Raw genomic sequence first — 22,448 nt, forward strand, 5'->3', positions numbered from 1 at the left:
GGTTAGATCGGCTTACCCTCGCCCAAACAATAACTGTCTCGACAGGCCTGCGACGGCCCATCGACAATGAGGAAAAATCAAACCCCTATACGGAGACATCACCCAATGACACAAGCTGTCGACCTGTCCCAAGACTTTGCCACGTTTGTCGCGAATACCCGGTATGTCAACTTGCCCACGGAGGCCATCGAGGGGGCCAAGAAGAGCATTCTCGATACATTGGGCGTGATCATTGCGGCAACCGGCGTAGAGCCGGCGGTAAAGGGGGTGAACGCGTTGGTGCGCGAGGCCGGCGGCGTGGAGGAGAGCACGCTTCTCGGCTTCGGGGGACGTGCCCCGGCGCTGTGGGCCGCGTTTCATAACGGCGCGCTGGCGCATTGCCTGGATTTCGACGATCACGCGCCGGAAGGCCATCACCCAAGCAGTTCGATCGTGCCCGCGGCATTCGCATTGGCGGAGCGAGCAGGCGGTGTCTCGGGGCGCGACCTCATTGCGGCAGTCGCCGCAGGGCAGGACATGTTCCTGCGCATCCGGCGCAACGTCGCCAACCGGCAGGACTGGCACCTGACCACGGTGATCGGGGTCTATGCGGCGACTGCGACCGCCGCCCACGTGCTCAGGCTCAACCGCGATCAGATCGTCGACGCATTCGGCATTGCGGGTATGCAGTGTTGCGGCACGATGGAACTGGCGTATGGCGTGGGCAGCGACCTGCGAGGCATGTATGCAGGCTTCACGACCAAGGGTGCAGTGCTCGCCGCGCTGCTGGCGGAGAAGGGCGTGAGCGGCGTCAAGAGCATGTTCGAGGGCAAGGCCGGCTTCTTCAATGTCTACTTCCGCGGGGAGTATGACCGGGAGAACATGGTGAAGGACCTCGGCGAGAAGTATGACGGCGGTTCCATTCTCTACAAGCCCTGGCCTTCCTGCGGCGCCTCGCACGGCTTCATCCATGCAACGCTGACGTTGATGACGAAACACAAGCTGGCCATCGACGACATCGAACAGATCCGGGTGAGTGTCGGCGACTTCCAGAAGCAGCTGTGCGAGCCCATCGAAAGCCGCCGCCGTCCGGCGACTCCGGTGGACGCCAAGTTCAGCATCCCGTTCTGCGTGGCTGTCGCGGCGACCAAGGGCCAGGTAAAGGTATCCGATTTCTTCGGCGACGCACTGACGGATCCGCAGGTGCTCGCAGCAGCGCACAAGGTCGTTCCGGTATTCGATGACAGCTTCGACTGGAAGACGACGCTTCCCAAGGGGCGCATCGACATCGTCACGCGCGACGGCCGCACGCTCTCGCGCGTAGGGGACAACGTCCCGGGCGACGTGGAATGTCCAATGAGCTGGGAGTACCTCTACGAGAAGTTCCGTTACAGCGCCGAACTTGCCGCGGTGCCCCCTTCGGCCGGGGGCATTCGCAAGGCGCAGGAGATGGTGCGGCATCTCGAGGCGCTGGACGATGCGACCGACGTCCTGCGCGTGCTGAGCTGAAGATGGACGCTACAACGCTTCGCATCGCGCGCCATGTCGCGGCGGCTGATTTTAATCGACTGCCTGAGCGTGCCATACACGAATGCCGCCGCCGCATCATCGATAGCGTGGCGTGCGCGGCCGCGGCCTATCGGGAGCCATTTTGTTCCGCGATCCGGACGTTCGCCGGACGCTACGCCGGAACGCCCACCGCGCGCATCTGGGGCAGCGGCGAACGCACCTCCATCGAGATGGCGGCGTTTGCCAACGGCACGATGCTGCGCTACCAGGACTACAGCGATACGCATCTCGGCAGGAGCAACGGGCATCCAAGCGACATGATCGGCGGTCTCGTCGCGCTGGCCGAATTCTTCAATCTGAGCGGCAAGGACTTCGTCACGGCTACCATCGTCGCCTATGAGGTGTATTGCAGCCTGTGCGACAGCACCGCCCTCGCAACGCGAGCCCTCGACCAGGCAACGTGTGCGGCGGCGGGCGCCGCCGCCGGCGCGGCGCGGTTGCTGGGCCTCGGCGAAACGCAGGCCGGCGAAGCCATATCGCTGGCGCTCTCTTCCAGCTTGCAGCTCTACAACGTCCGTACCGGAGACCTGTCCGACTGGAAGAGCTGTGCCGGTCCGAACGGTGCGCGCAATGGCATTTTTGCCGCGCTGCTGGCCCGCGAAGGTGTGACGGGGCCTACCGCGGTTGTGGAGGGAAAGGGCGGCCTGCGCGACATCGTGGGCGAGCTCGACTGGAAAATCGGCGCGGGCGAGATGCCGCTCATCATCGGCACGCATCTCAAGTTCCATCCCGTCTGCTATCACGGCCAGGCGGCAGTCGACGCGGCGCTGGCCCTGCGTGAAAAGGTGCCTGTCGAAGCCATCGAGGCGATCGAGGTGGAGACCTACGAGGCGGCCTTTCGCGCCATGGGCGGCGATCCGACGCGTTGGGCGCCGACGAACCGCGAAACCGCGGATCACAGCTTGCCCTATACGATTGCCGTGGCCTTGCTGAATGGCCGACTGACTTCCGCCGACTACGAGCGCGAGCGGCTTGGTGATCCGCAGACCCGACGCCTGATGGAGCGGATCCGTGTCGGCTGCTCCGCCGAGCTCACCGATGCCTTCCCGGCGCACTCACGCAGTCGCGTCACGATTCGGCTGAAGGACGGCTCCACGTACAGCCATTTGCAGCACGACCCCAAAGGAGGCGCCGCCAATCCGCTTGCCGATGCGGAACTGGAGTTGAAATTCTTGGAGTTGTACCGTGCATGGAGCGACGGACCGGCGGCCCGACGGATGTTGGACATGCTGTGGTCGGTCGACCGTCTCGCCAGCGTCTCGCAACTCGTGGACGCACTCTGCGCAGCACCCGGCGCATAGGCGGGCGCTTCGCGGCCTCTTGATGTGACAGCGGGCGTGGCAGCGCACGCGACGGGAAGTCCTGTCGCGTCCCGGCAGCCCCGCGCCCGCTTCGCCTGCCTGCACCTAGGCAGGATCCCTCTCGTGCGCGGCCGTCTGCGTCGCCGCCCGCTGCCGTTTAATACCGCGGCATGCCGCAACATCATCCCGGTGAATCCCATGTCCAGCCGAATGCAGGTGGTTGGACGCAACGTGCCCTCTCTCCGCACCGCATGCGCCACCAGTTCGCCGTACGCGCGCTCTCGCCGTGCTTCCGCATTGAAGGACGGTCAGCGAAACTTACCGGTCTCGGTAAAAAAAGCGACTCGACTTTTCTTCCTGCGGATTTGAAACTTGACCTCACAGCACGAGACACCGAACGAACGCCATTGCGTTACCCGGCGTGATTCCTCGCTGCAGTGAAACCAAGGAAACCAACATGTCCGCTATCCCGACTTCCACCGAACAGAACTCTTCCCATGGCGTCACGCTGGATGACGTGCTCCAGGCCACGCAAGCCGTTACCCGGAACTTCGGCGACGAGTACTTCGCCAAGCTCGACAAGGAAGAGGCATTTCCGCACGACTACATCAAGGCATTGATGGACGCCAAGCTGCACACGGTGATGATTCCCGAACAGTACGGCGGCATGGGGCTCGGCCTGCGCGAAGCATGTGTCATCGTGGAGGAGATGCACCGTTCGGGCGGCGTCGGTTCCATGATCCACGGCCAGATGTTCATGATGGGCATCCTGGCCCGCCATGGCACTGACGAACAGAAGCGCAAAATCCTCGAGGAGGTATGCGCGGGCCGCGTGCGCCTGCAGTCCTTCTCGCTGACGGAGCCGAACGCCGGCACCGACACCGCCAAGCTGCAGACGAAAGCATGGCGGGAAGGCAACGAGTGGGTGATCAAGGGCCAGAAGCTCTGGACGTCGCGCTTCGACTACACCGACGCCTTCATGGTGTTCGCGCGCACCAGCCCGCCGAAGGACCCCGCCAAGCCGCACCAGGGCATCTCGGCCTTCCTGGTCGACAAGCGCCAGGTCGATCCGAAGCAGTACACCAGCCGCAAGATTGACGTGATGTTCAACCATCACACCTTCGAGGTCTTCTACGACAACATGCGCGTGCCCGAGACCTCGCTGATCGGCGAGGAAGGCAAGGGCTTCAAGTACCTGCTCGATGGTCTGAATGCCGAGCGCATCATCATCGCATCCGAGGCGATCGGCGACGGACGCTGGTTCGTGGAGAAGGCGGTCAACTACGCCAAGGAGCGCGTGCTGTTCGGCAAGCCGATCGGCGCCAACCAGGGCGTTCAGTTTCCCATCTCGCTCGGCTACGCGCACCTGGAGGCGGCGGACGCCCTGCGCTGGAAGGCAGCCGAGAAGTTCGACCGCCGCGAGCCCTGCGGCGGCGACGCCAACATTGCAAAGATGCTCGCCTCTGACGCCTCATGGGAACTGGCCAACGTCTGCATGCAGACGCACGGCGGTTTCGGGCTGGCGCGCGAGTACCACATCGAGCGCCGCTTCCGCGACACCCGCGTGTTCCAGATCGCACCGATCTCGCCGAACATGGTTCTGAACTACGTCAGCCAGCACGTCCTGGGCCTGCCGCGTTCCTACTGAGCTGGGAGAGGACGATGGACGAAGGACTCTATTTCGAGGACTACACGGAGAACTGGAGGTACGAATCCGAGGCGGTGCCCGTCACCGAGGACGGCATTGCCGGGTTCGTCGACCTCCACCGCTTCCATACGCCGACCTTCACCGACCGGAGCTACGTCGAATTGTCCAGGGAGTATGGCGCGCGCATGGCCCCCGGGCTGCATGTGCTGTGCCTGGCCGAGGGCGCGGTGCTGCAGGCGGGCCTGACCCGCCGCCGCGGCATCTTCCTGATGGAACTGACGCCGAAGTTCCTGAAGCCCGTATTCGCGGGCGACACGATCAGCGTTCACGTGCGGCTGAAGTCCAAGCGGTTGACGAGCAAGCCAGACCGGGGCGTGGTCACGACTGCGCACGAGGTGAAGAACCAACGTGGCGAGGTGGTCATAGCGTACGACTCCACGCGGATGATCCGCACCCGCGCCTACGTTGAAACGGCCGCCGCCGCAAACTGAGAAGAGCACAAGGAGAACAACCCGTGCAAGCCGCATTGCCCAAGCCGGTCGCCAACGCCGACTCGCATACCTATTGGAACGCCGCCCGCGAGCGGCGCCTCGTGATCCGCAAGTGCAACGCCTGCGGTCAGCTCCACTTCATGCCGCGGTACCTGTGCCCGTCGTGCTGGTCCGACAACCTCGACTGGATCGATGCCAGCGGTACCGGACGCGTGCACAGCTTCAGCGTGATCCGCCGTGCGTCGGACCCGGTCTTTGCCTCGCGTGTGCCCTACGTGCTCGCGCTGATCGAGCTCGACGAGGGCCCGCGCATGATGGCCAATATCCTAGGCGAGGACGCGCTGGGCGTCGCGGTGGGGGACCCTGTGACGGTCACCTTCGAGGATCGCGGCGACGGCGCCCTGATCCCGCAGTTCGAGCGCATCGCCACGCGCGGAGCATGACATGAAGAAACCTGCATCCCTGAAGAACAAGGTAGCAATCGTCGGCGTCGGCGAATCGGACATCGGCCGCGTGCCGTATATGTCGGGACTCGGGCTGAACGCGCAGGCCGCCAGGCGCGCGCTCGACGATGCCGGGCTCGAGGTTTCCGACATCGACGGATTGCTGACGGCCTATTCGTTCACCGAGCCGTACTTCATGCTCGGCTCGGTGCTGTGCGAGTACCTCGGCCTGAAGCCTCATTTCAATGCCTCGATGGTGGTTGGCGGGGGAAGCCCGGCGGTAATGCTCAAGCACGCCGCCGAGGCCATCGCGGCCGGCCAGGCCGAGACGATCCTGGTTTGTGCCGGCGAGAACCGCGCGACGGGCCAGTCGCGCGATGCCACCGTCAGCACGTTGCTGGCGGTGGGCCATCCCTACTTCGAGCAACCCTACGGCGGGTCCATTCCGGGCTACTACGCCATGATCGCCCAGCGGCACATGCACGAGTACGGCACGACCCGGGAGCAACTCGCACACGTCGCCGTGCAGACGCGCAACCACGCGCTGTTGCATCCGAACGCCCATATGAAGAAGGCGATAGGGCTGGATGAGGTCCTGGCGGCGAAGCCCATTGCCGATCCGCTGGGCATGCTCGACTGCTGCCTCATCTCCGACGCGGGCGGCGCCTTCATCGTCACCTCCGCAGAGCGCGCTCGCGACCTCAAGTGCAAGCCGGCGTATCTGCAGGGCATCGGCGAATACCACACGCACGAGCACCTGATGTGCGCGCCAAGTCTCACCGAATTCGGCGCCACCGAATCGGGACGCATCGCGTACGAAATGGCAGGGCTTGCCCCGGGCGACATCGACGTCGCCCAGCTGTACGACTGCTTCACGATCGTGCCGATCCTTGAACTCGAGGAACTCGGCTTCGTGAAGCGTGGCGAGGGCGGAGCCTTCTTTGCGGAGGGGCATGCAGCCATTGGCGGCAAGTTGCCGGTGAATACGCACGGCGGCATGCTGTCGCACGCGCACGCTGGCGCCGCGGGCGGGCTGTTCGGCATCGTCGAAGCCGTGCGCCAGCTGCGCGGCGGCCTGGGCGAGCGGCAGGTGAATGGCGCGGAAGTCGCACTCGTCCACAATGAGGGCGGCATCCTGTCCTCGCACTGCACCGTCATCCTCGCCAACGACAGGGGCTGACGCCTCGATCCCTTCATATCCAAAAGGATTGCCATGACCATTGCTTCCGCGCCGCGCGGCAAATATTTCGAAGACTTCGAGATCGGACAGGAGTTCATCAGCTCGGCTCGCACCATCACGTTGACGGACATCGTCAACTTCGCCTGCCTGTCGGGCGACTTCAATGAAGTCCACACGAACTTCGAATACTGCAAGACCACCCCCTTCGGAGAACCCATTGCGCACGGCCCGCTGGTGTACGCCGTGATGGCTGGCCTGCAGTATGCGAGCGGGCTTAACGACGGCACGTTGATCGCGTTGCTGCAGAACGACCAATGGCGGATGCTGGTGCCGGTCAAGCATGGCGATACGATCCGGGCGCGCGTCCGCGTGCTGGAAAAGAAGGAGACCAGCAAGCCGGACCGCGGCGTGATTGTGGTCCAGCGCGAAGTCATCAAGCAGGATGGGACTGTCGCGCAGGAGATGCGTACGACTTTCCTGTATCGTCGTCGCCCGAAGGGCTGACGCACTCCAATCTACCAAGCCGGCCTGCTGCGCCACGCGGGATGCCGGCACATCGGGCCCCGCCCGCAGAACTGCGCCGGGGCCTGTGTTTTCAGGTCGAACGGCGACGTGATGCCTCGCGCGCCGTGCCGACGACATCTCCTTATCCTCCACGCCTCCCGGGCCGCGGGGCGTTGAATGCCATGAACGCCACAGCAATGAACCCCTACACCCGACTTCCCGGCACCCCGGTGCCCATGCACAGATGGACCGGCGACGATGGCCTGCAGCTTGCGGGCGATTCATGGGGAGATCCGCGAGGACCGCTGGTACTCCTGCTTCACGGGGTGGGTCAAACGCGGCATGCGTGGCGTGCGACGGGGCAGAGACTGGGCGCTGCCGGCTACCACGCGGTGGCGTTCGACGCGCGCGGCCATGGTGACTCCGATTGGGCGGCCGATGGCGACTACTCCCGCGATGCCATGATTCGCGACCTGAGGGACCTCGTCGCGACATTTGGAAGGCGGCCGGCGCTGGTCGGCGCGTCGATGGGCGGGGCCACCAGCCTGATCGGCGTCGGTGAAGGGCGCATCGAGGCCAGCGCACTGATTCTCGTGGACATTGCACCGCGCACGGAGCCTTCTGGCGTGGCGAAGGTGAAGTCCTTCATGCGCGGCACGACGGAAGGCTTCAGTACACTCGAAGAAGCCGCCGAGGCCATTCACGCCTATCGGCCGCGTGCCCAGGCGCAGGGCGTGCCATACGGCCTGGCAAAGAACCTCCGCCTGGGTGCCGACGGCAGATACCACTGGCACTGGGATCCCCGGCTCATGGAGAAGGGGCGCGAAGGCGACGAACGACGCATCGAGGCGGCGCGCCGCCTCGGCCTGCCGACGCTGCTGGTTCGCGGTGGCCAGTCTGACGTCGTCAGCGAGGAGGGCGCGCGCGACTTCCTGCGTCTGTGTCAGGGAGCGGAGTTCGTGAACATCGCTGGGGCCGGCCACATGGTTTCGGGCGATCGCAACGACGTCTTCGGGCGTGCGGCGCTCGACTTCCTGCGGCGTGTCGTGCCGGTCGCCAGGTAGGCACTGCAACAGGTGTGAACGGCGCCAGAGGTAACTGGCGTCGGAGCCGCACAGGATTTGTGTGTGGCTTCAAAGGATGATGGTTCGGGAGCCACCTATATGAACGCGCCCCGGTTTGCAAGCTAAGACGAACATGCTGGCTCGAGCAGGACTGGTTGCAGACTTATATCCGGCCTTGTGGTGCAGGCGAGCCTGCGGGCCCTCATGGATATCCGCCGGGAGCGTCCCTATCTTTTGTTCGTGCTTGGTAGCACCGGTGACTCGTTGGGCTTACGCTCCCGCGGCCGACCTGTCTTGCCATGATGCTCATCTCACCGTCGCAACCTGTGGACGGTCCTGCTTTCCTTCTCTGCCAGCCCGGCCTGCCATCAGGCAGGCCTGACCGGGACGTAGTCGCGGTCATAAGCCCGGTCATGCGCCAGGAGGGCCCAGACCGTGCGTGCCATCTTGTTGGCCATGGCGACGGCCACGACGTTGATGGGGCGTCGCTGCGCGAGCGTCAGAGGCCAGCCGGGCTGATTCTTTCTGCGCAGATGGCTCAGCACGACCCGAGCGCCGTGAATGAGCAAGGTGCGCAGGTAGGGGTCGCCGCGTTTGCTGATGCCACCGAGCCAGACCTTGCCGCCGGTGCCGGTTTGTTTAGGCACCAGGCCAAGATAGGCCGCCAGTTGCCGTCCGGACTTGAAGGTGTGGACGTCGCCAATTGTGGCAACCATGGCCGTGGCGGTGTGCATGCCGATACCCGGGATGGCGAGAATGGTCTGGCAAGCCCGGTTCTGCCGGCCCCAGGCGTTGATACGCTGGTCGAGGCGGGCAATCTCCTCATCGAGCCGTTCGATGCTTTGCAATTGTTCGTGCACGAACTCGAACAGCATGGGCGGCACGACTGCTCGATGTCGGCCATGTGTTGCACGATTTCCTGCAGGCCGGTACGCAGTCCGCGGGGGAAGTGGACGCCGAATTCGAACAACATGCCGCGCAACTGATTGACCAGCATGGTGCGCATCTTCACGCGCAGCTGGCGCAGTGCGTGTAGGCTGAGCAGGGACTGCTGCGGCTCGGTCTTGGGGGCAACGACGGGCATGCCGGGCTGCTGCGCCGCGGTCCAGATAGCCTTGGCGTCGGTGGCATCGGTCTTGTTGGTCTGGGCAAACGGACGCACGTAGTTGGGGTGCAGCAGCACCGGTTCGTGGCCGAGGCTGCGCAGCTGGCGGGCCCACCAGTGAGCGCTGCCGCACGCTTCGAGCGCCACCCGTCCAGACTCACGCTTGGCGAGGAACTCAATCAGTTTCTGCCGGCTGAAGCGACGATTGAAACACTTGCCGTTGGACTCGACCCAATAGAGTTGGAAAGTAGTCTTTGCAATGTCCAGACCGTAGATCGTAGTATTCATTTCGGGTCCCTCCATCCTGTGTGGACTGTGTGAACTTCCACTCTGGCACATCGATGCCGTTTCGCGATGGGGGACCCGTCCCTTCCTGTGATACATCCCCACCATGGCTTGCCGAGCTCCGCGCCGAGGCCGGGGCGCGTTCATTCCATCTTTTGTCATGACCTCACCCTTCGCTAAGCGCATTGCGGACTTCAGGACGGGATCCGGATCTCGACGCATCCATTCAATTCCACAATTCTTGGTTCCCGGTCGAGAGACGGGAAAGGTGGCACCGGTCATGCCCAGCGCGTGCGGCGATTGAAGCGACGGCTACCTCCTGCGTGCAGATGCGGGGCATGTCGATCAACGTCGACGTTTCGATCATTCGCGGCCTGGCGGCCTCGCTGCTGCAAAGCGAAACATCGCGAGCGGCACGCATGCCGCGCGCGATGCCTGACCCACTCCGTCAAGAGTACGTTGCCCCGCCCGTCGCGCTCAGGGTCGCCCCGGTGACGTGGCTCGATGCATCAGAAACGAGGAATGCAGCCACGGATGCAACCTCATCGGGCTTGGCGAGACCGAATGGCGCTTGCGAGGCGATCTTGTCGAACACCTTCTGGCGAATCGGCGTCAGTTGTCCGCCTGCGAACCGTTCGTACACGGGCGTTTGCTCGACCAGCGTGACGCATAACGTATTGACGCGCACACGGGAGCGCGAAAGCTCCTTGGCCATGACCTTGGCGGCCATAATGAGCCCGCCGGAGTGGAGGGCCACCGTCGTCTGGCCGGGCGTCGGGAAGCGGCCGCCTTCGGACGTGACGAACAGAATCGTGCCGCTATTGCGTTCGGTCATGTGCGACACGACCGCGTGTACCGGATTCAGCTTGATACGAACCGTCTTGGCGATCTGGTCCGCGATGGCATTCGGTTCGACCTGGCCGATTACGCCCTGTGCGTCGGGAGGTGCCCCGGCGCTGGCCACGAGGATGTCTACCTGGCCGAACCTCTCGATCACCTGTTGGACGAGGCCAGTCGCCTGTGCGGTGTCCTCGATGTCGGCCGCAAGGAAGGCGCCCTGTCCGCCCGATGATTCGATGGATCCCACCAGCGCCTCGCCGGCGGCTTGGTTGCGGCCGGTCGCGGCGACGAACACCCCTTCCTGTGCCAGCCTGAGTGCGATGGCCTTGCCTAATCCAGCCGTCGCTCCTGTGACGATGGCGACCTTTCGCTGCTGCTTATCCGATTGTTCTTTCATATCGACCGCCTGTTGATCTGTGTATGCGTGCGTGCCAACGAGCATCGTTCTTCAGGATGCGGTGGACGCAGGCGATGGCTTCGCAGCGCCGAAGGCGCCAGCCGCTTCCAGTCGGGCAATCTCGGCGGGGGGGAGGCCGAGTTCCTTTTCCAGCACCGCGACGCGATGCTCGCCAAGGCGCGGCAGGCTGAGTACACCCTGCGCGGTGCGGAAGCGGGACGGATCAGCCGGCAGTCGAAGGGTTCCGCCCAGGCCGTCCTCGACTTCCTGCAGCGCGCCACGTTGCCGCAGATACGCGTCATTGAGCACTTCGCTCATGCTGAGGACGCCTGCGACCGGGACATCGGCCTCGTTCAGCTTCGTCGTGATCTCCGCGCGCGTGTGGGCACGGGTGAAGGTTTCCGTGATGGCAATCACCTCGTCCTGGCGCTTCGCGCGCTCAACGTAGGTTGCGTAACGCTCGTCGGTCCCGAGCTCCGGACGCCCCATGGCGACGCAAAGGCGGCGCCAGAAATCGTCTCGATTGACGCCGATGTTGATGAAGCCGTCCGACGCGGGAAATGCGCCGTACGGCACGCCGTGAAAGTCGTTCGAGCCGGCGAAGGCGGACAGGGAGGCATCGGCAATCTGCACCCGGGCCAATGCCACGGAAACCATAGGAAGCGTGCATTCGATCAGGCCCAGGTCCAGGATCCGGCCGATGCCGTAGCGCTCCTGATTGCGCAGGGCCAGCAGAATCGCCGCGTGCGCGGTCATGCCGGCGAGGATATCGCCGAGCGCGAACCCGCACCATACGGGATTGCCGGCATGGTCGCGTGTCAGGCCGGTGGCGCCCGTCATGGCTTCGGCCACGAGGGCGAGTCCGGCCCGGTCGGCATACTCGCCGGCATCCTCCATGCCGAACCCCGAGATGCAGGCAATCACGAGTCGCGGATAGCGCTTCTGCAGCGTTTCCGGATGGATTCCCAGGCGCTCCAGGGCCGCGGCGCGCATGTTGGTGATGAGCACGTCTGCGGATTCCAGCAGCCCGTGCATGACGTTCATGCCTTCGGGGTTCTTCAGATCGAGCGCAATGCTTTGTTTGCCACGGTTGAGCGCGCCGTAATGCGCCGAGACGGTATGACCCTGGGCATCCTCACGCAGCGGGGCGCGGGACCGGGCCAGTTCGCCGCTGGGCGGCTCGATCTTGATCACCTGTGCTCCTTCCTCGGCAAGAAGCTGGCCGCAGTACGGTCCGGCAATGAGGTGAGTGAGCTCGATGACTTTGATGCCTTTTAACGGCGGTGGCGTGGTTTTATCGTCGTTCATGTCAATAACCTGGAAAGAAACGGGTAAAGCCAGTTTCGTGGCTGCACTGCACGGTGTCGAGTTGGAAATCTTGGGGGGAGCGGTAAGCGGTGCTAACCGCGGTGGGCGCAGAGGCGGGAATCGGAAGGCTCGGAATCGGGCTCGCGCAATGCGTCCCGCGTAGCGCGCAGGCGCGAATGGCAGCAGCCGATCGTTGCTTGAATGGCGCGGATGTCGCGCGGGCCAGGGCAGACTGGCCTCGATGAGTTAGCTGCCCCGACCCCAGACGCTTGCAGTCAGCGGCAAGGGGCCGACTGCCAAGGGGCGATCACGGCTTCACGCCGTTGCGCGATCAGAACTTGTGACGCAAGCCGATAACCGTGCCGAACTGGTTCGCACCGGCAATGACTGTCCCGAAGCCAACGCCGCCCGAGCCGAGGCCGAGAGACGACCCGTTATGGTTCTTTGTATAGCCAATCGTCATGTAAGCGTCGGTGCGCTTCGAAAACGCATAGTCAGCCGACGCCACGAACAGCCAGGGATCGGCGTTGGTACCTGCAAAGTCCTGGTAGTAAGCCCCCGCGGAAAGCGTGAGCGGGGTTGCAGCCTGCCAACGCGCCCCGGCCCACCAGAGGTTGGAGCGTTGGGTCGCCTGACGAGCCGGTGCTCCCGTCAACAGGGCGCCGTCATATGCCTTGGCCCAACGGTAGCCCGCATAGACCGTTGTGTTTCCGAAGGAATAGGTCCCCGCAAGCACGGCCCGGCGCGCGGTCGCGTCCGGCGTGGTGCTGAGGGTGCCGGTGTTAATCTCGTCATACGCCGTGGCGATGCTGAAGTTTCCGGACGAATATGCCAGGCTTCCGCCAAATTCGCGCCCTATCTTCGCATTGCCCGGAACTTCGCTCCCATTGGCCTTCCCGCTATCGGAGCCAAAGCTGTACATCGCCGAGGCCTTAAGGCCGCCAAACTTTCCAACATACTTGACAGTGTTATCGGCTCGGGATGCCAAGACGACATCCTGCACAAGCACCGAGTACCTTGGAGCGAGACCGACGGGATCGATATCCCCTGCGATTTCGAATAGAGAATTGATCTGCCTGCCGAGAAGGAATGACCCCCATCGTCCCTGCAGGCCAACATATGCGCTCCGCCCAAAGAGTCGCCCTCCCTGACCAGATTGCGCACTATCGGAGTCGAATCCGCTTTCGAGTACGAAGAGGCCCTTCAAGCCGCTCCCCAAATCCTCGACACCACGCAGCCCCCAGCGTGAGCCAGAGAGATTGCCGGGTGTCATGCGAACGACATCGTGACCACCGTTGGGCTGATGGTTGGCGTACTCGATGCCCGCATCTACCACCCCGTATAGCGTAACACTGCCTTGACCATAGGCAGCGGACGAACAAATCACCACGGTGGATGCGGCCAACAGTTTCAATTGCGACTTCATTCTTTCTCCTGTCTCCATGTTGTTTATTGGGTCGGGGGAGGAACCTCACCTCGATCTGATGCGGCATATGTGTTCTGCCCAGAGGATCGAAGGATCCTTCCCCCCCTCGTTCTCCTCGGCATGCGCCACGGCATTGAATGTTTGGGACCCGTCCGGTTGTTCGCTTGGCGTTGGGGCGCCTCCATAGGCCGAGGTCTTTTTGTGGCGCTGTGGCACGAAGAGCAAGCCCCATGCCTGAGGGGGATCAAAGCAGGGTGGAACGGTGCGTTTCAACTACGCGCGCGCTGTCTCCGTCGGAAATACGGGAACGCGGCCCATTGGGGTGGTGTCGACGCGGTGTCTTTCCTGTACTCATGAAAGACGGATGTGCGTGAAGAAAACAGCTAATACAGCCATGTCCGATTGCTGTGGCGGTCAGCGCAACTTACAGGTCGGGCTAGAAAAGACGACTCGACAAGGGATCGTCCAGACGCCAAGAATCAATGGCGCACAATGTACGCGGGGCGCTGGCGAGAGGCCACCGCAGGCAACAGAACCGCCGCGATGTGAAAGGTGAGAACCTGGTGTGAATTGCAGGTACCGTCGGCCTGAGTATCACATCGCTTTTTTTTCGAAGAACGGTGCTGTCTCTCGTTAAAGGTGAATGATCCGATGCCACTATCCATTTCCCGCATGATTCTGCTGGCCATGCCGGTTGCCCTGACATTTGCACAAGCGAAGGCGCAGGCCGGAGAACGCCCTCCACTAAAGCTTGTCGTGCCATACGCGGCCGGCGGATCGACCGACCATGTTGCCCGGCTTCTGCAGAAGCCACTCGGTGAACTCCTGAAGCAGCCTGTGATTGTAGAGAACAAGCCAGGCGCGGCCGGAACGATGGGCACCGACTATGTAGCAAAGGCGTCCCCTGATGGAAATACCATCTTGTTCGGCAACCAGGGGCCGAACGCGCTTGTCCCGTCCATTAGAAAGACACCTTACGATGCGCTGAAGGATCTTCGACCTTTGACGACAATCGCTTTCATGCCATTGGTCTTGACGGTATCGGCAGAGAAGGGCCCAAGAACGTTACAGGCTTTGATGGAGCAGGCGCGTCAGCCGGATGGGAGGGTTAACTACGGCTCATCAGGTATCGGTTCGCTTGCTCATTTGACGGGGTTCGAGTTTTCCCGTCGCGGCAAGCTGGACATGCTGCACGTTCCCTACCAAGGCGGATCGCTGGCCGCGGCAGGCCTGCTTCAGGGCGACATCCGGTGCAGCTTCGTTACCGCTATCGAAGCTGGAGCTCTGGTGCAATCAGGAAAGATGCGATTCATTGGCGTAGCGGCACGGCAGCGCATGCCTTCGCTACCGGATGTCCCCGCTATTGCCGAAGAATTGCCAGGATTTGAAAGTGTGTTGTGGTTTGCGGCGTTCGCGCCAAAGGGGACTCGCGACGCTGAGGCGAAACGGCTTCGTGACGCATTGGTCAAGGCAGTAGAGAGTCCGGAGTTCCGAAAGTATCTTGCGGACCATTACGCCGAGGCCAGAGCCAGTACGCCGGAAGAACTGACGCAGCTTGTTAAGCAGGATATGCAGCATTGGGGCGGCGTTGCCCGTACAGCCAAGATTTCTATGTAATGCCAGTAGGAGTGTGGTATGAGCGGCCCTGCCGCCGCGTGGCCGGCAATCGCCGCGATTCGGTGGACGGTGCCGGCTGGGAAATGCTCATTGTGGCCGTGGACGACCACGCTCCCATCGCCTTCACTGCTATGCAGCCGGATGAAAAGCAGGAAAGCGCGAACAGCTCTGCGCGCGATCTGCCTTTGCAGCCGCCGCCGCTGCCGCAGCTCAATGCTTCACAGCTAGTGCCCCCGTTCTGCAGACGCCAATGCCAGGCGACAGAACCAGACCGGCGTCATGATGAATATTAGGCATAAGTTCTGACGGAGTTGATCGATTTCGGCGCATTGGCACGGCATCGATAAGTCTGGCGCAGACGATGTCAATTCCGTAGGCTGTGGTGTGCCGGACACGCGCACCCCGCACGCCTGCGATGTGTCGAGGCCCAGGTCAGCCGCCGCATCATGGCAGTTGGAGGAGCGAACAGGGTGGGGGCGGTGGGCCTCAAGCGCGGGTCGATATAGCTATGCGCTGCCAAGCCTTGTTGCGGCATTGCTACATTGGTTTGGCGCCTGCTTGCGCTGTAACCGGATCTCGATACCCGCCGAGGTCCGGTTCTTTTTTGTCGCGTGCCCGCCATTGTCTGAATATGTATAACCGCGACGCGCGCATAAATGCCAAAATGCGCATTTGCAGGCGGCGTGCCAATAGAGAATAGGAAGCAAAATTTCGCTGTCGGCCGCTCTCGCCAAGAGATTCCGTACATGCGACGAAGACACCTGGTAGCAAGTGCCATAGCAGCGGGCATCATCGTTGCCATCCTGCCGTTGATGCTGGCTTTGCGGCTGTCGTACAAGGGGGCGATCGCCCAAGAGCAGCGCAAGCTCGATGAGCTGGCGGACCGCGGGCTCAGGAATGCGACAGCGATGCTGGCACAGGCATCGGACACGCTGACCGACTTCGCTTTCCGTCCCGTCGCGCCATGTACGCATGAACACATTCGGCTGATGCGAGTCGCCACGTTGAGTACACGCGCGGTCGACCAAATCATCCACTTTTCGCATGGCTTCTCCAGGTGTACCTCCTGGGGAATCGTTAGCGGTAGCGAATCCCATCTGCCGCCAGAGCTGCAGTTGGCAAATGGCATGGGTATGCGGCTGGCGGCGAATCCGCCTGGGATTACGAGTATGAGCATGATTCAGATCTCGTCCTCAGATCATGCGGTGTTGATTGCGCCCAGCCGCTTCCTTCCGATGAATGCCAATGGTACGGCACGAGTGGCCGTATTTTCCGCGGCGGGTGCGTTGATTGCTGCCCAACGGGATATGGACGTAGCTTTGGCGTCGGCCTTGGTCAAAGGCGCGGCGGCCGCGGACCGTCCAGACCTCCTAGTAGCACTGGCAAAAAGCGACGATGTCGTTATAGTTGCCTACATGCAGTGCTCCGATGCACGGATGCTGGCCTACCAATTGTTATGGTATTGGATTCCGCCGGGCGCCATCGGCTCCGTCCTGTTTGTCTACTTCGTGCGCCGGCTCCTGCAAAGACGGCTCTCCGTACATGGCCAGTTGCGGGCGGCGATCGAGCGTCGCGAGCTCTTCATTTGTTATCAGCCGATGGTCGATTTGGCAACAGGGCGCTGTGTTGGCGCTGAAGCCCTGATGCGCTGGGATAGTTTGGACAGTGGGATGATTCCTCCCAACTTGTTTATTCCGCTGGCCGAAAAGCATGGCTTTATTGGCCGTCTTACTCTGCAGGTGCTTGAACTTGTTGCACATGAGATGGCGGCGACGCTGGCAACGAACCGGGACATGCATGTCTCGGTGAACCTCAGCACGGATGACATGAAGGACGGCAAGACGTTGCAAGCTTTGGCGGATATTGTTAAGAACCGAGATATTCGCGCAGGTCAGATCTGGCTCGAGATAACTGAAGGCAGCTTCCTGGAGCTTGAATCCGCGTACACGTTCGTGGCCGAAGCTCGGAAACGTGGGCATGTAGTAGCGATCGACGACTTCGGCACAGGCTATTCGAGCCTGCTGGCATTGCAGGAATTGCCGCTCGACGTGCTGAAAATAGACAAGTCCTTCGTGCAATTGATAGGCACAGCGGCGGCGACAGGTACTGTGACGACTCATATCATTAGTATGGCCAAGGCTCTGGGGTTGCGAATCGTAGCTGAGGGCGTGGAAAGCGCCGACCAGGCCAGTTACTTGCGCGAGTGGGGTGTGGAGTGGGGTCAGGGATGGTGGTATGCAAAACCAATGCGAGCAGAGGATTTCAAGTCTTTTGTCGAACAATGCAACGGGTCGACCGGAGGCAGTGGCTTTTGTTGCACCGCGGGCAGTGGAAACTCGTCGTCGTATACATTGACTGGCAGCAAAGGTAAATGACCTTGGCTCGGTTCCCGGTACAGCACCCATGAGCAACAATTGTGGCAGTGGCGATAAGCAGGATGGCAGGCAGCCGCCGAATCAGGCTGGTGCCGATGCGCCGCGCCGGCGCCGCGGCCCGGCAGATGCTTGAGCTGGCTGCCGCTGCGCAATGGGATGTACCGTCGCACGAAGTCCAGACGCCTGCATGAAGTCATCCACATCCCGAGCGGTCGCCGCCTGGGCGCAGGCTGCGGCGCAACAACCCGTGCCGCCGGCCGACCAGATCAGGCATCGCGAGAATGGCCTCCCGGTCTGGTCTACGAAGGGCGCCGACTATATCTGCACTCCGCGATCACAAGACAGCTAGTGCAAGAGGTTGGCCAGGTTTCCTCGTGTCTTGTTCTAGCCTCCGATCGCGGTCGCTAGATGGACGGCGGCACGGACTTTGGGGGGCCGCGTAGGCGCTTCACACACGCCGGATTGACACGTTAGCGATCTTTCCGCGGTGACAGCTTTCCTTCGCTGAAAGTAAATCGTTGATTTCATTGATGTTGCGCTCGGTTTCGCTGCCGTTGTCACGCGAATTGACGACATTGCTTCGGAGTCGGTGACAACTTGCCTTTGTTCTACGGCTGGCGGGCTCGCCCACGTTCGTCAACAAGAAGAAGAATGGCGGTGGTGGGCGGTGGAGACGACGGCCGTTCCACGCTACAACATCCTCCACGCCAGTGCGCCCTCGTCACACAAAGTGCGGAAGACCCAAAAGTCATGCGTCTGCGGGTACGCATAAAGAAAGTTTCCAGCGACAATAGGTGCCTGAAGCAAATCGACCTTCGCTTGGACCCGAGCAACCGCCGCACGCGCAAGCGCGTGTTTCTTGACGAGATGGACGGAATCGGGAAGCAGTCCCGAAACAGGGGGAGAAATCGTCCGCGTTCATGCCGAAATTGGCATCGAATTGGCTCCTCGATTTCATCTGGCGGCACTCGTATGGTCAGTTCAGCGTCGCTGACCTGGTTTTGGACACCATCCTTAGCCTGACGAATCTTTTTCCTGGATCATGGATTTCAGAAGCAAATCGAGTGGAGCACTGGAGACCTTGAATATGCCCTGGTATGGGTGGGTTAATTCCAGTATGAGAAAATTGGCACTCGTGATGGCGATAGCCCCCAACAGCAGAAAAAATATTGCAATTACATTGCCGCCATTGAGGCTGCCATAAAGGAAAAACAACAAACAGGCCCAGCCGAATACAATATCAAGAAGCAAGGTTGGTACCTGACTCGATAGACTCCGGACAATATTGGATTGAATGGCAATAAAATTGCTGGAAAACTGGCGAATTGAGTTCAGATCGTCACGAGTAATATTTTCAAACTCTTCGGAGATCTTATTTATCTCCAGCACCGTCTCAACATCTTCGGAAAGGTGATCATAATTTACCTCTCCGCCATGCTTTCCACTCTCATCCGGCCAATATCTTCTCAGTAAGCGAGCAGCCATCCGCCGCAACATAATTCGTGGACTATCAGACACTACAGGGAATTGCTTCAGTAAAAGATCGATATTGGCTACCGCATTTACGAGCGAATTAAAATCAGCCTGTTGGCTATTGAAGGTGGTATAAGAGGAAGACACCAGCAGACCCAAAACAATGGCAAAAAGAGTGCCAATCAATCCGGAAACAGATCGGATTACATCCCCCGATAAATTAATATCGGAAGGGAATAGTGTATGCACATAAATCCCGACAATTGCACACGCAAAAGCAGCAATGGCAATTGCAATGCAGCGACAAAGTATACTCATTAAAACCGTCCACAAACGTTATTTTCTTTAATTCGTCGCACAATCCAAGTACTGATTGAATTCCCAAGCCAAGCCAAGCCAAGCCAAGCCAAGCCAAGCCAAGCCACGCCTATCCTGACGTGCGTGACCGTTCTTGACACTCCAGAACGCACGCATCGGGTTCAAGATCATACATCTGAGCGGCCTTGTTGCATAAATCGAGTTTGAAGACAAAGGTCCCGCTGTGATCTGGAATTCATGCGATACGGACGGTATGAGGGCGGGAGAGCGCCGGGGCGAACCGATCGCGCAGAGATCAGCTTTACTTCGTGGCCGAGAGTGGCTGCAACTGCCGCGCCCAATGGTGAGCACTGCCGCATGCTTCCATAGCAACGAGTGCGCGCTCCCGCTTTGTGAAGAACTCTGTCACCTGGCCTCGCTTGAGCTTGCGCTCGATCTCGCCAGAGTTCGCATTGACCGCATGCAGTTGGAAGATGTGCTTGACAATATCCATGCCGATCGCGGTGAGCTTCATTTGGGACACCTCCCGCTAAGGTGGTTGCACGCCGGAACCCTTCAAGATCTCCGGATTTCTCCCCATATTGACTTGATTGTCATCATGACAAGGAGTATGGTGATGACCAAGTCGTAAACGTTCCGCGAACTCGGCCACGAGACGCCAGGCACTGGCGCGGACTCTTTGAGGAGGTTAATGCGGCATGCATCACTTGAACCTGTCATCCGATCCGCAAGATGATCCCGCTACGGCCTTGCCCTACGCATTTGCGCCGGGAACGACGTTGCCAAACGCGGGCGCCGAGTACGCAATCGACGCGTGGCAGCGCAATGTGCTGTTCGCCGACGTGATGCGCGAGCGCGGCAACCAATACCAGGCGCACTTGCATGAGCGCACACCCAATGTGCTCGATTTCGCTGCCGAGTTGATCCTGGATGGGCGCACCATGCCGCGACCGGTCAGCTACGGCCTCGTGCGCATCATTTCGCCTGACGATCTGCAACCCGATCGCAATGCGACCGAAGCGCACGACGCGGGCCGTCTTCGTCCGTTCATCGTGTTCGACCCGCGCGCGGGGCACGGGCCGGGCATTGGCGGCTTCAAGCGCGACAGCGAAATCGGCGCTGCGTTGCGAGCGGGACATCCGTGCTATTTCGTAGGCTTCCTTCCTGACCCCGTACCCGGTCAGACAGTCGAAGATGTCATGCATGCCGAAGCGACGTTCCTCGAGAAAGTCATCGAACTGCATCCAGATAGCCCTGGAAAGCCCGCCGTAGTCGGCAATTGCCAGGCAGGCTGGCAGGTACTGATGACAGCCGCGATGCGACCTGAGCTGTTCGGGCCGATCATCGTCGCGGGCGCGCCCGTTTCGTATTGGGCAGGCTGGCGCGGCAAGAATCCGATGCGCTATTCCGGAGGTTTGCTCGGCGGTTCCTGGCTGACCGCGCTCACGGGCGATCTCGGCGACGGCCGCTTCGACGGCGCGTGGCTCGTGCAGAACTTCGAGAACCTCAACCCGGCCAACACACTCTGGCAAAAGTACAACAACCTGTATGCGAATATCGATACCGAAGCGCCACGGTATTTAGGCTTCGAAAAATACTGGGGCGGCCACGTGTTCCTCAACGCGGCAGAAATGCAATACATCGTCGACAACCTATTCGTCGGCAACCGGCTCGCGCGCGGCGATATCGTTATGTCGGATGGCGTGCGTCTCGACCTGCGCAATATCCGCTCGCCGATTGTCGTGTTCTGCTCATACGGTGACAACATCACGCCGCCACCCCAGGCGCTCGGCTGGATTACCGACCTGTATCGCGACGACGCCGACCTGTTCGGGCACGACCAGACCATCGTCTACGCAACCCATGACAACATCGGCCATCTCGGCATCTTCGTGTCGAGCAGTACGGGCCGCAAGGAGCATCGCGAATTCGTGAGCAACATCGATCTCATCGACCTGTTGCCGTCCGGCCTGTATGAAGCGCACATGGGGGCGAGGACCGAAGCAACGCCGCATGCTGACCTCGTCGAAGGCGATCACGTGCTGTCGATCTCGCCGCGCAGCATCGATGATGTGCGGGCGATCGTGCAGCCAGACCCGGAAAGCGACCGTCGTTTCGCAACAGCAGCCTATGTGTCCAATTTCAATCTCGGCCTCTATCGCAGCTTTGTGCAACCGTGGCTACGCCTGTGCGTAACGCCGTGGAGCGCAGATCTCGCGAGCAAGTTTCATCCACTGCGGATCCCCTACGAGGCTTGGTCGGACCGCCATCCGCTGGCATCGAGCGTCGCCCAGGCTGCGCAAAGCGTGCGAGAGTCGCGCAAAGCCGCCCCTGCCGATAATCCATTCTGGCAAATGCAAAGCGTGGTATCGGACTCGATCGAGGCGTCGCTGAATTGCTATCGCGACATACGTGACGCGGCGGTCGAACAGCTCTTCGAAGCCATCTACGGCGCCCCCTGGCTGCAGGCCCTCGCCGGGCTTCCCCCCCAAAGCGACGACGGCCGATCTGCCGTATCGGAAGACTCCGGCGAGGTCGACGATCGTCACGCAGCGATCGCCGCAGAACACGAACGGTTGCGCCATAGCATGACAACGGGCGGCCTCATCGAAGCGAGTGCGCGCGCGCTGCTCTTTGTGCGTCGTACGCACCGCGAAGCTGATGAACGCGGCTTCAATCTCGCGCGCGCCATGCTCGGCACGCTGTCCGATCGCGGCATTCTTTCGTTCAAGCAGGTTGTTCGCGAGCAAGCCACGTTGCTGCGCCTTGACGCCGATGCCGCAATCGATGCACTACCCGGCATGCTGTCCGGCGCGCCGCCCGCGGAGGTCCGTAACGCCGCACGCGACATCGAAAAGCTCAGCACCACGCTGCCGCTCGACGAACAAGAACGCGCCGATCTGGCGCGCGTTCTGACCATTTTTGAGTCGGCAGCGAAGACGAATTCGGCGCCGCGTGCCAACGCCCGCCAGCAGGTCAAGTAACAGCGCGTGTGAGCGCGCGTGCCCGGTGGTTGATCGCTGTCGGGCCCCAGGAAGTTTAGCCAATCGAGGGCACACGACATGGAACACAAACGCGAAAAATATGGGCGGCTGATCGCTTTCGCGACAACGCTGCCGCCATTG

General features: G+C 61.4%; 16 protein-coding genes and 2 pseudogenes. 12 read left to right on the plus strand and 6 right to left on the minus strand.

Translation table 11 applies throughout. The features are described from left to right. Positions 1-105 precede the first annotated feature (105 nt). The 8 genes from K307_RS23990 (at position 106) to K307_RS24025 (ending at position 8,179) form a co-directional block, all read left to right on the plus strand. The gene (locus K307_RS23990; protein WP_042883287.1) at positions 106-1,488 is read left to right on the plus strand and encodes an MmgE/PrpD family protein; all 1,383 of its coding nucleotides are present in this window, start codon (positions 106-108) and stop codon (positions 1,486-1,488) included. A gap of 2 nt (positions 1,489-1,490) precedes the next feature. Next, on the plus strand, positions 1,491-2,849 hold the full coding sequence (locus K307_RS23995) for an MmgE/PrpD family protein (RefSeq protein ID WP_042883289.1): 1,359 nt from the start codon (positions 1,491-1,493) through the stop codon (positions 2,847-2,849). Positions 2,850-3,306: 457 nt separating this feature from the next. Then, on the plus strand, positions 3,307-4,497 hold the full coding sequence (locus K307_RS24000) for an acyl-CoA dehydrogenase family protein (protein ID WP_051975153.1): 1,191 nt from the start codon (positions 3,307-3,309) through the stop codon (positions 4,495-4,497). Positions 4,498-4,511: 14 nt separating this feature from the next. Then, positions 4,512-4,988, plus strand: coding sequence for a MaoC family dehydratase (locus K307_RS24005; RefSeq protein WP_042883290.1), 477 nt, complete (start codon positions 4,512-4,514; stop codon positions 4,986-4,988). 23 nt (positions 4,989-5,011) lie between these two features. Next, positions 5,012-5,431 (plus strand): Zn-ribbon domain-containing OB-fold protein, encoded by a 420-nt coding sequence (locus tag K307_RS24010; RefSeq protein WP_042883292.1) that lies wholly within the window; start codon positions 5,012-5,014, stop codon positions 5,429-5,431. 1 nt (position 5,432) lies between these two features. Next, positions 5,433-6,611, plus strand: a complete 1,179-nt coding sequence (locus K307_RS24015; protein ID WP_051975154.1) for a thiolase C-terminal domain-containing protein — start codon at positions 5,433-5,435, stop codon at positions 6,609-6,611. A gap of 33 nt (positions 6,612-6,644) precedes the next feature. Continuing rightward, positions 6,645-7,115 (plus strand): MaoC/PaaZ C-terminal domain-containing protein, encoded by a 471-nt coding sequence (locus K307_RS24020; protein WP_042883293.1) that lies wholly within the window; start codon positions 6,645-6,647, stop codon positions 7,113-7,115. A 182-nt stretch (positions 7,116-7,297) separates the two neighbouring features. Then, positions 7,298-8,179: an alpha/beta fold hydrolase gene (locus K307_RS24025; protein ID WP_230626054.1), complete on the plus strand. Its 882-nt coding sequence runs from the start codon at positions 7,298-7,300 to the stop codon at positions 8,177-8,179. A 368-nt stretch (positions 8,180-8,547) separates the two neighbouring features. On the opposite strand, the pseudogene K307_RS24030 reads toward K307_RS24025, so the two are convergent. The 4 genes and pseudogenes from K307_RS24030 to K307_RS24045 all read right to left on the minus strand — a co-directional run bounded on the left by K307_RS24030 (position 8,548) and on the right by K307_RS24045 (position 13,540). Further along, positions 8,548-9,572: pseudogene (locus K307_RS24030) on the minus strand (IS110 family transposase). Positions 9,573-10,017: 445 nt separating this feature from the next. Next, positions 10,018-10,806 carry an SDR family NAD(P)-dependent oxidoreductase gene (locus tag K307_RS24035; RefSeq protein WP_042883297.1) on the minus strand — a complete coding sequence of 263 codons (789 nt, stop codon included), beginning with the start codon at positions 10,804-10,806 and terminating at the stop codon, positions 10,018-10,020. A 51-nt stretch (positions 10,807-10,857) separates the two neighbouring features. Beyond that, positions 10,858-12,114, minus strand: a complete 1,257-nt coding sequence (locus K307_RS24040) for a CaiB/BaiF CoA transferase family protein (RefSeq protein WP_080745208.1) — start codon at positions 12,112-12,114, stop codon at positions 10,858-10,860. Between the two features lie 331 nt (positions 12,115-12,445). Next, complete coding sequence (locus K307_RS24045) at positions 12,446-13,540, minus strand: porin (protein ID WP_042883301.1); 1,095 nt, start codon at positions 13,538-13,540, stop codon at positions 12,446-12,448. A gap of 651 nt (positions 13,541-14,191) precedes the next feature. On the opposite strand from K307_RS24045, the gene K307_RS24050 reads away from it, so the two are divergent. From K307_RS24050 to K307_RS24060, 3 genes and pseudogenes are all read left to right on the plus strand, one after another. After that, complete coding sequence (locus K307_RS24050) at positions 14,192-15,157, plus strand: Bug family tripartite tricarboxylate transporter substrate binding protein (RefSeq protein WP_080745209.1); 966 nt, start codon at positions 14,192-14,194, stop codon at positions 15,155-15,157. Between the two features lie 23 nt (positions 15,158-15,180). After that, positions 15,181-15,336, plus strand: a pseudogene (locus tag K307_RS48015) (IS481 family transposase); the annotation flags it as partial. Between the two features lie 567 nt (positions 15,337-15,903). Further along, the gene (locus tag K307_RS24060) at positions 15,904-17,532 is read left to right on the plus strand and encodes an EAL domain-containing protein (protein WP_196251615.1); all 1,629 of its coding nucleotides are present in this window, start codon (positions 15,904-15,906) and stop codon (positions 17,530-17,532) included. A 1,014-nt stretch (positions 17,533-18,546) separates the two neighbouring features. Here K307_RS24060 and K307_RS48025 read toward each other — a convergent pair. Both K307_RS48025 and K307_RS24070 read right to left on the minus strand, forming a co-directional pair. Then, positions 18,547-19,323 (minus strand): DUF4239 domain-containing protein, encoded by a 777-nt coding sequence (locus tag K307_RS48025; protein WP_155301267.1) that lies wholly within the window; start codon positions 19,321-19,323, stop codon positions 18,547-18,549. Between the two features lie 301 nt (positions 19,324-19,624). Next, the gene (locus K307_RS24070; protein WP_051975157.1) at positions 19,625-19,837 is read right to left on the minus strand and encodes an IS110 family transposase; all 213 of its coding nucleotides are present in this window, start codon (positions 19,835-19,837) and stop codon (positions 19,625-19,627) included. Positions 19,838-20,021: 184 nt separating this feature from the next. On the opposite strand from K307_RS24070, the gene K307_RS24075 reads away from it, so the two are divergent. Continuing rightward, on the plus strand, positions 20,022-22,307 hold the full coding sequence (locus K307_RS24075; protein WP_042877276.1) for a DUF3141 domain-containing protein: 2,286 nt from the start codon (positions 20,022-20,024) through the stop codon (positions 22,305-22,307). Positions 22,308-22,448 lie beyond the last annotated feature (141 nt).

This window comes from Cupriavidus necator A5-1 (assembly GCF_000744095.1).
Classification (GTDB): domain Bacteria; phylum Pseudomonadota; class Gammaproteobacteria; order Burkholderiales; family Burkholderiaceae; genus Cupriavidus; species Cupriavidus necator_A.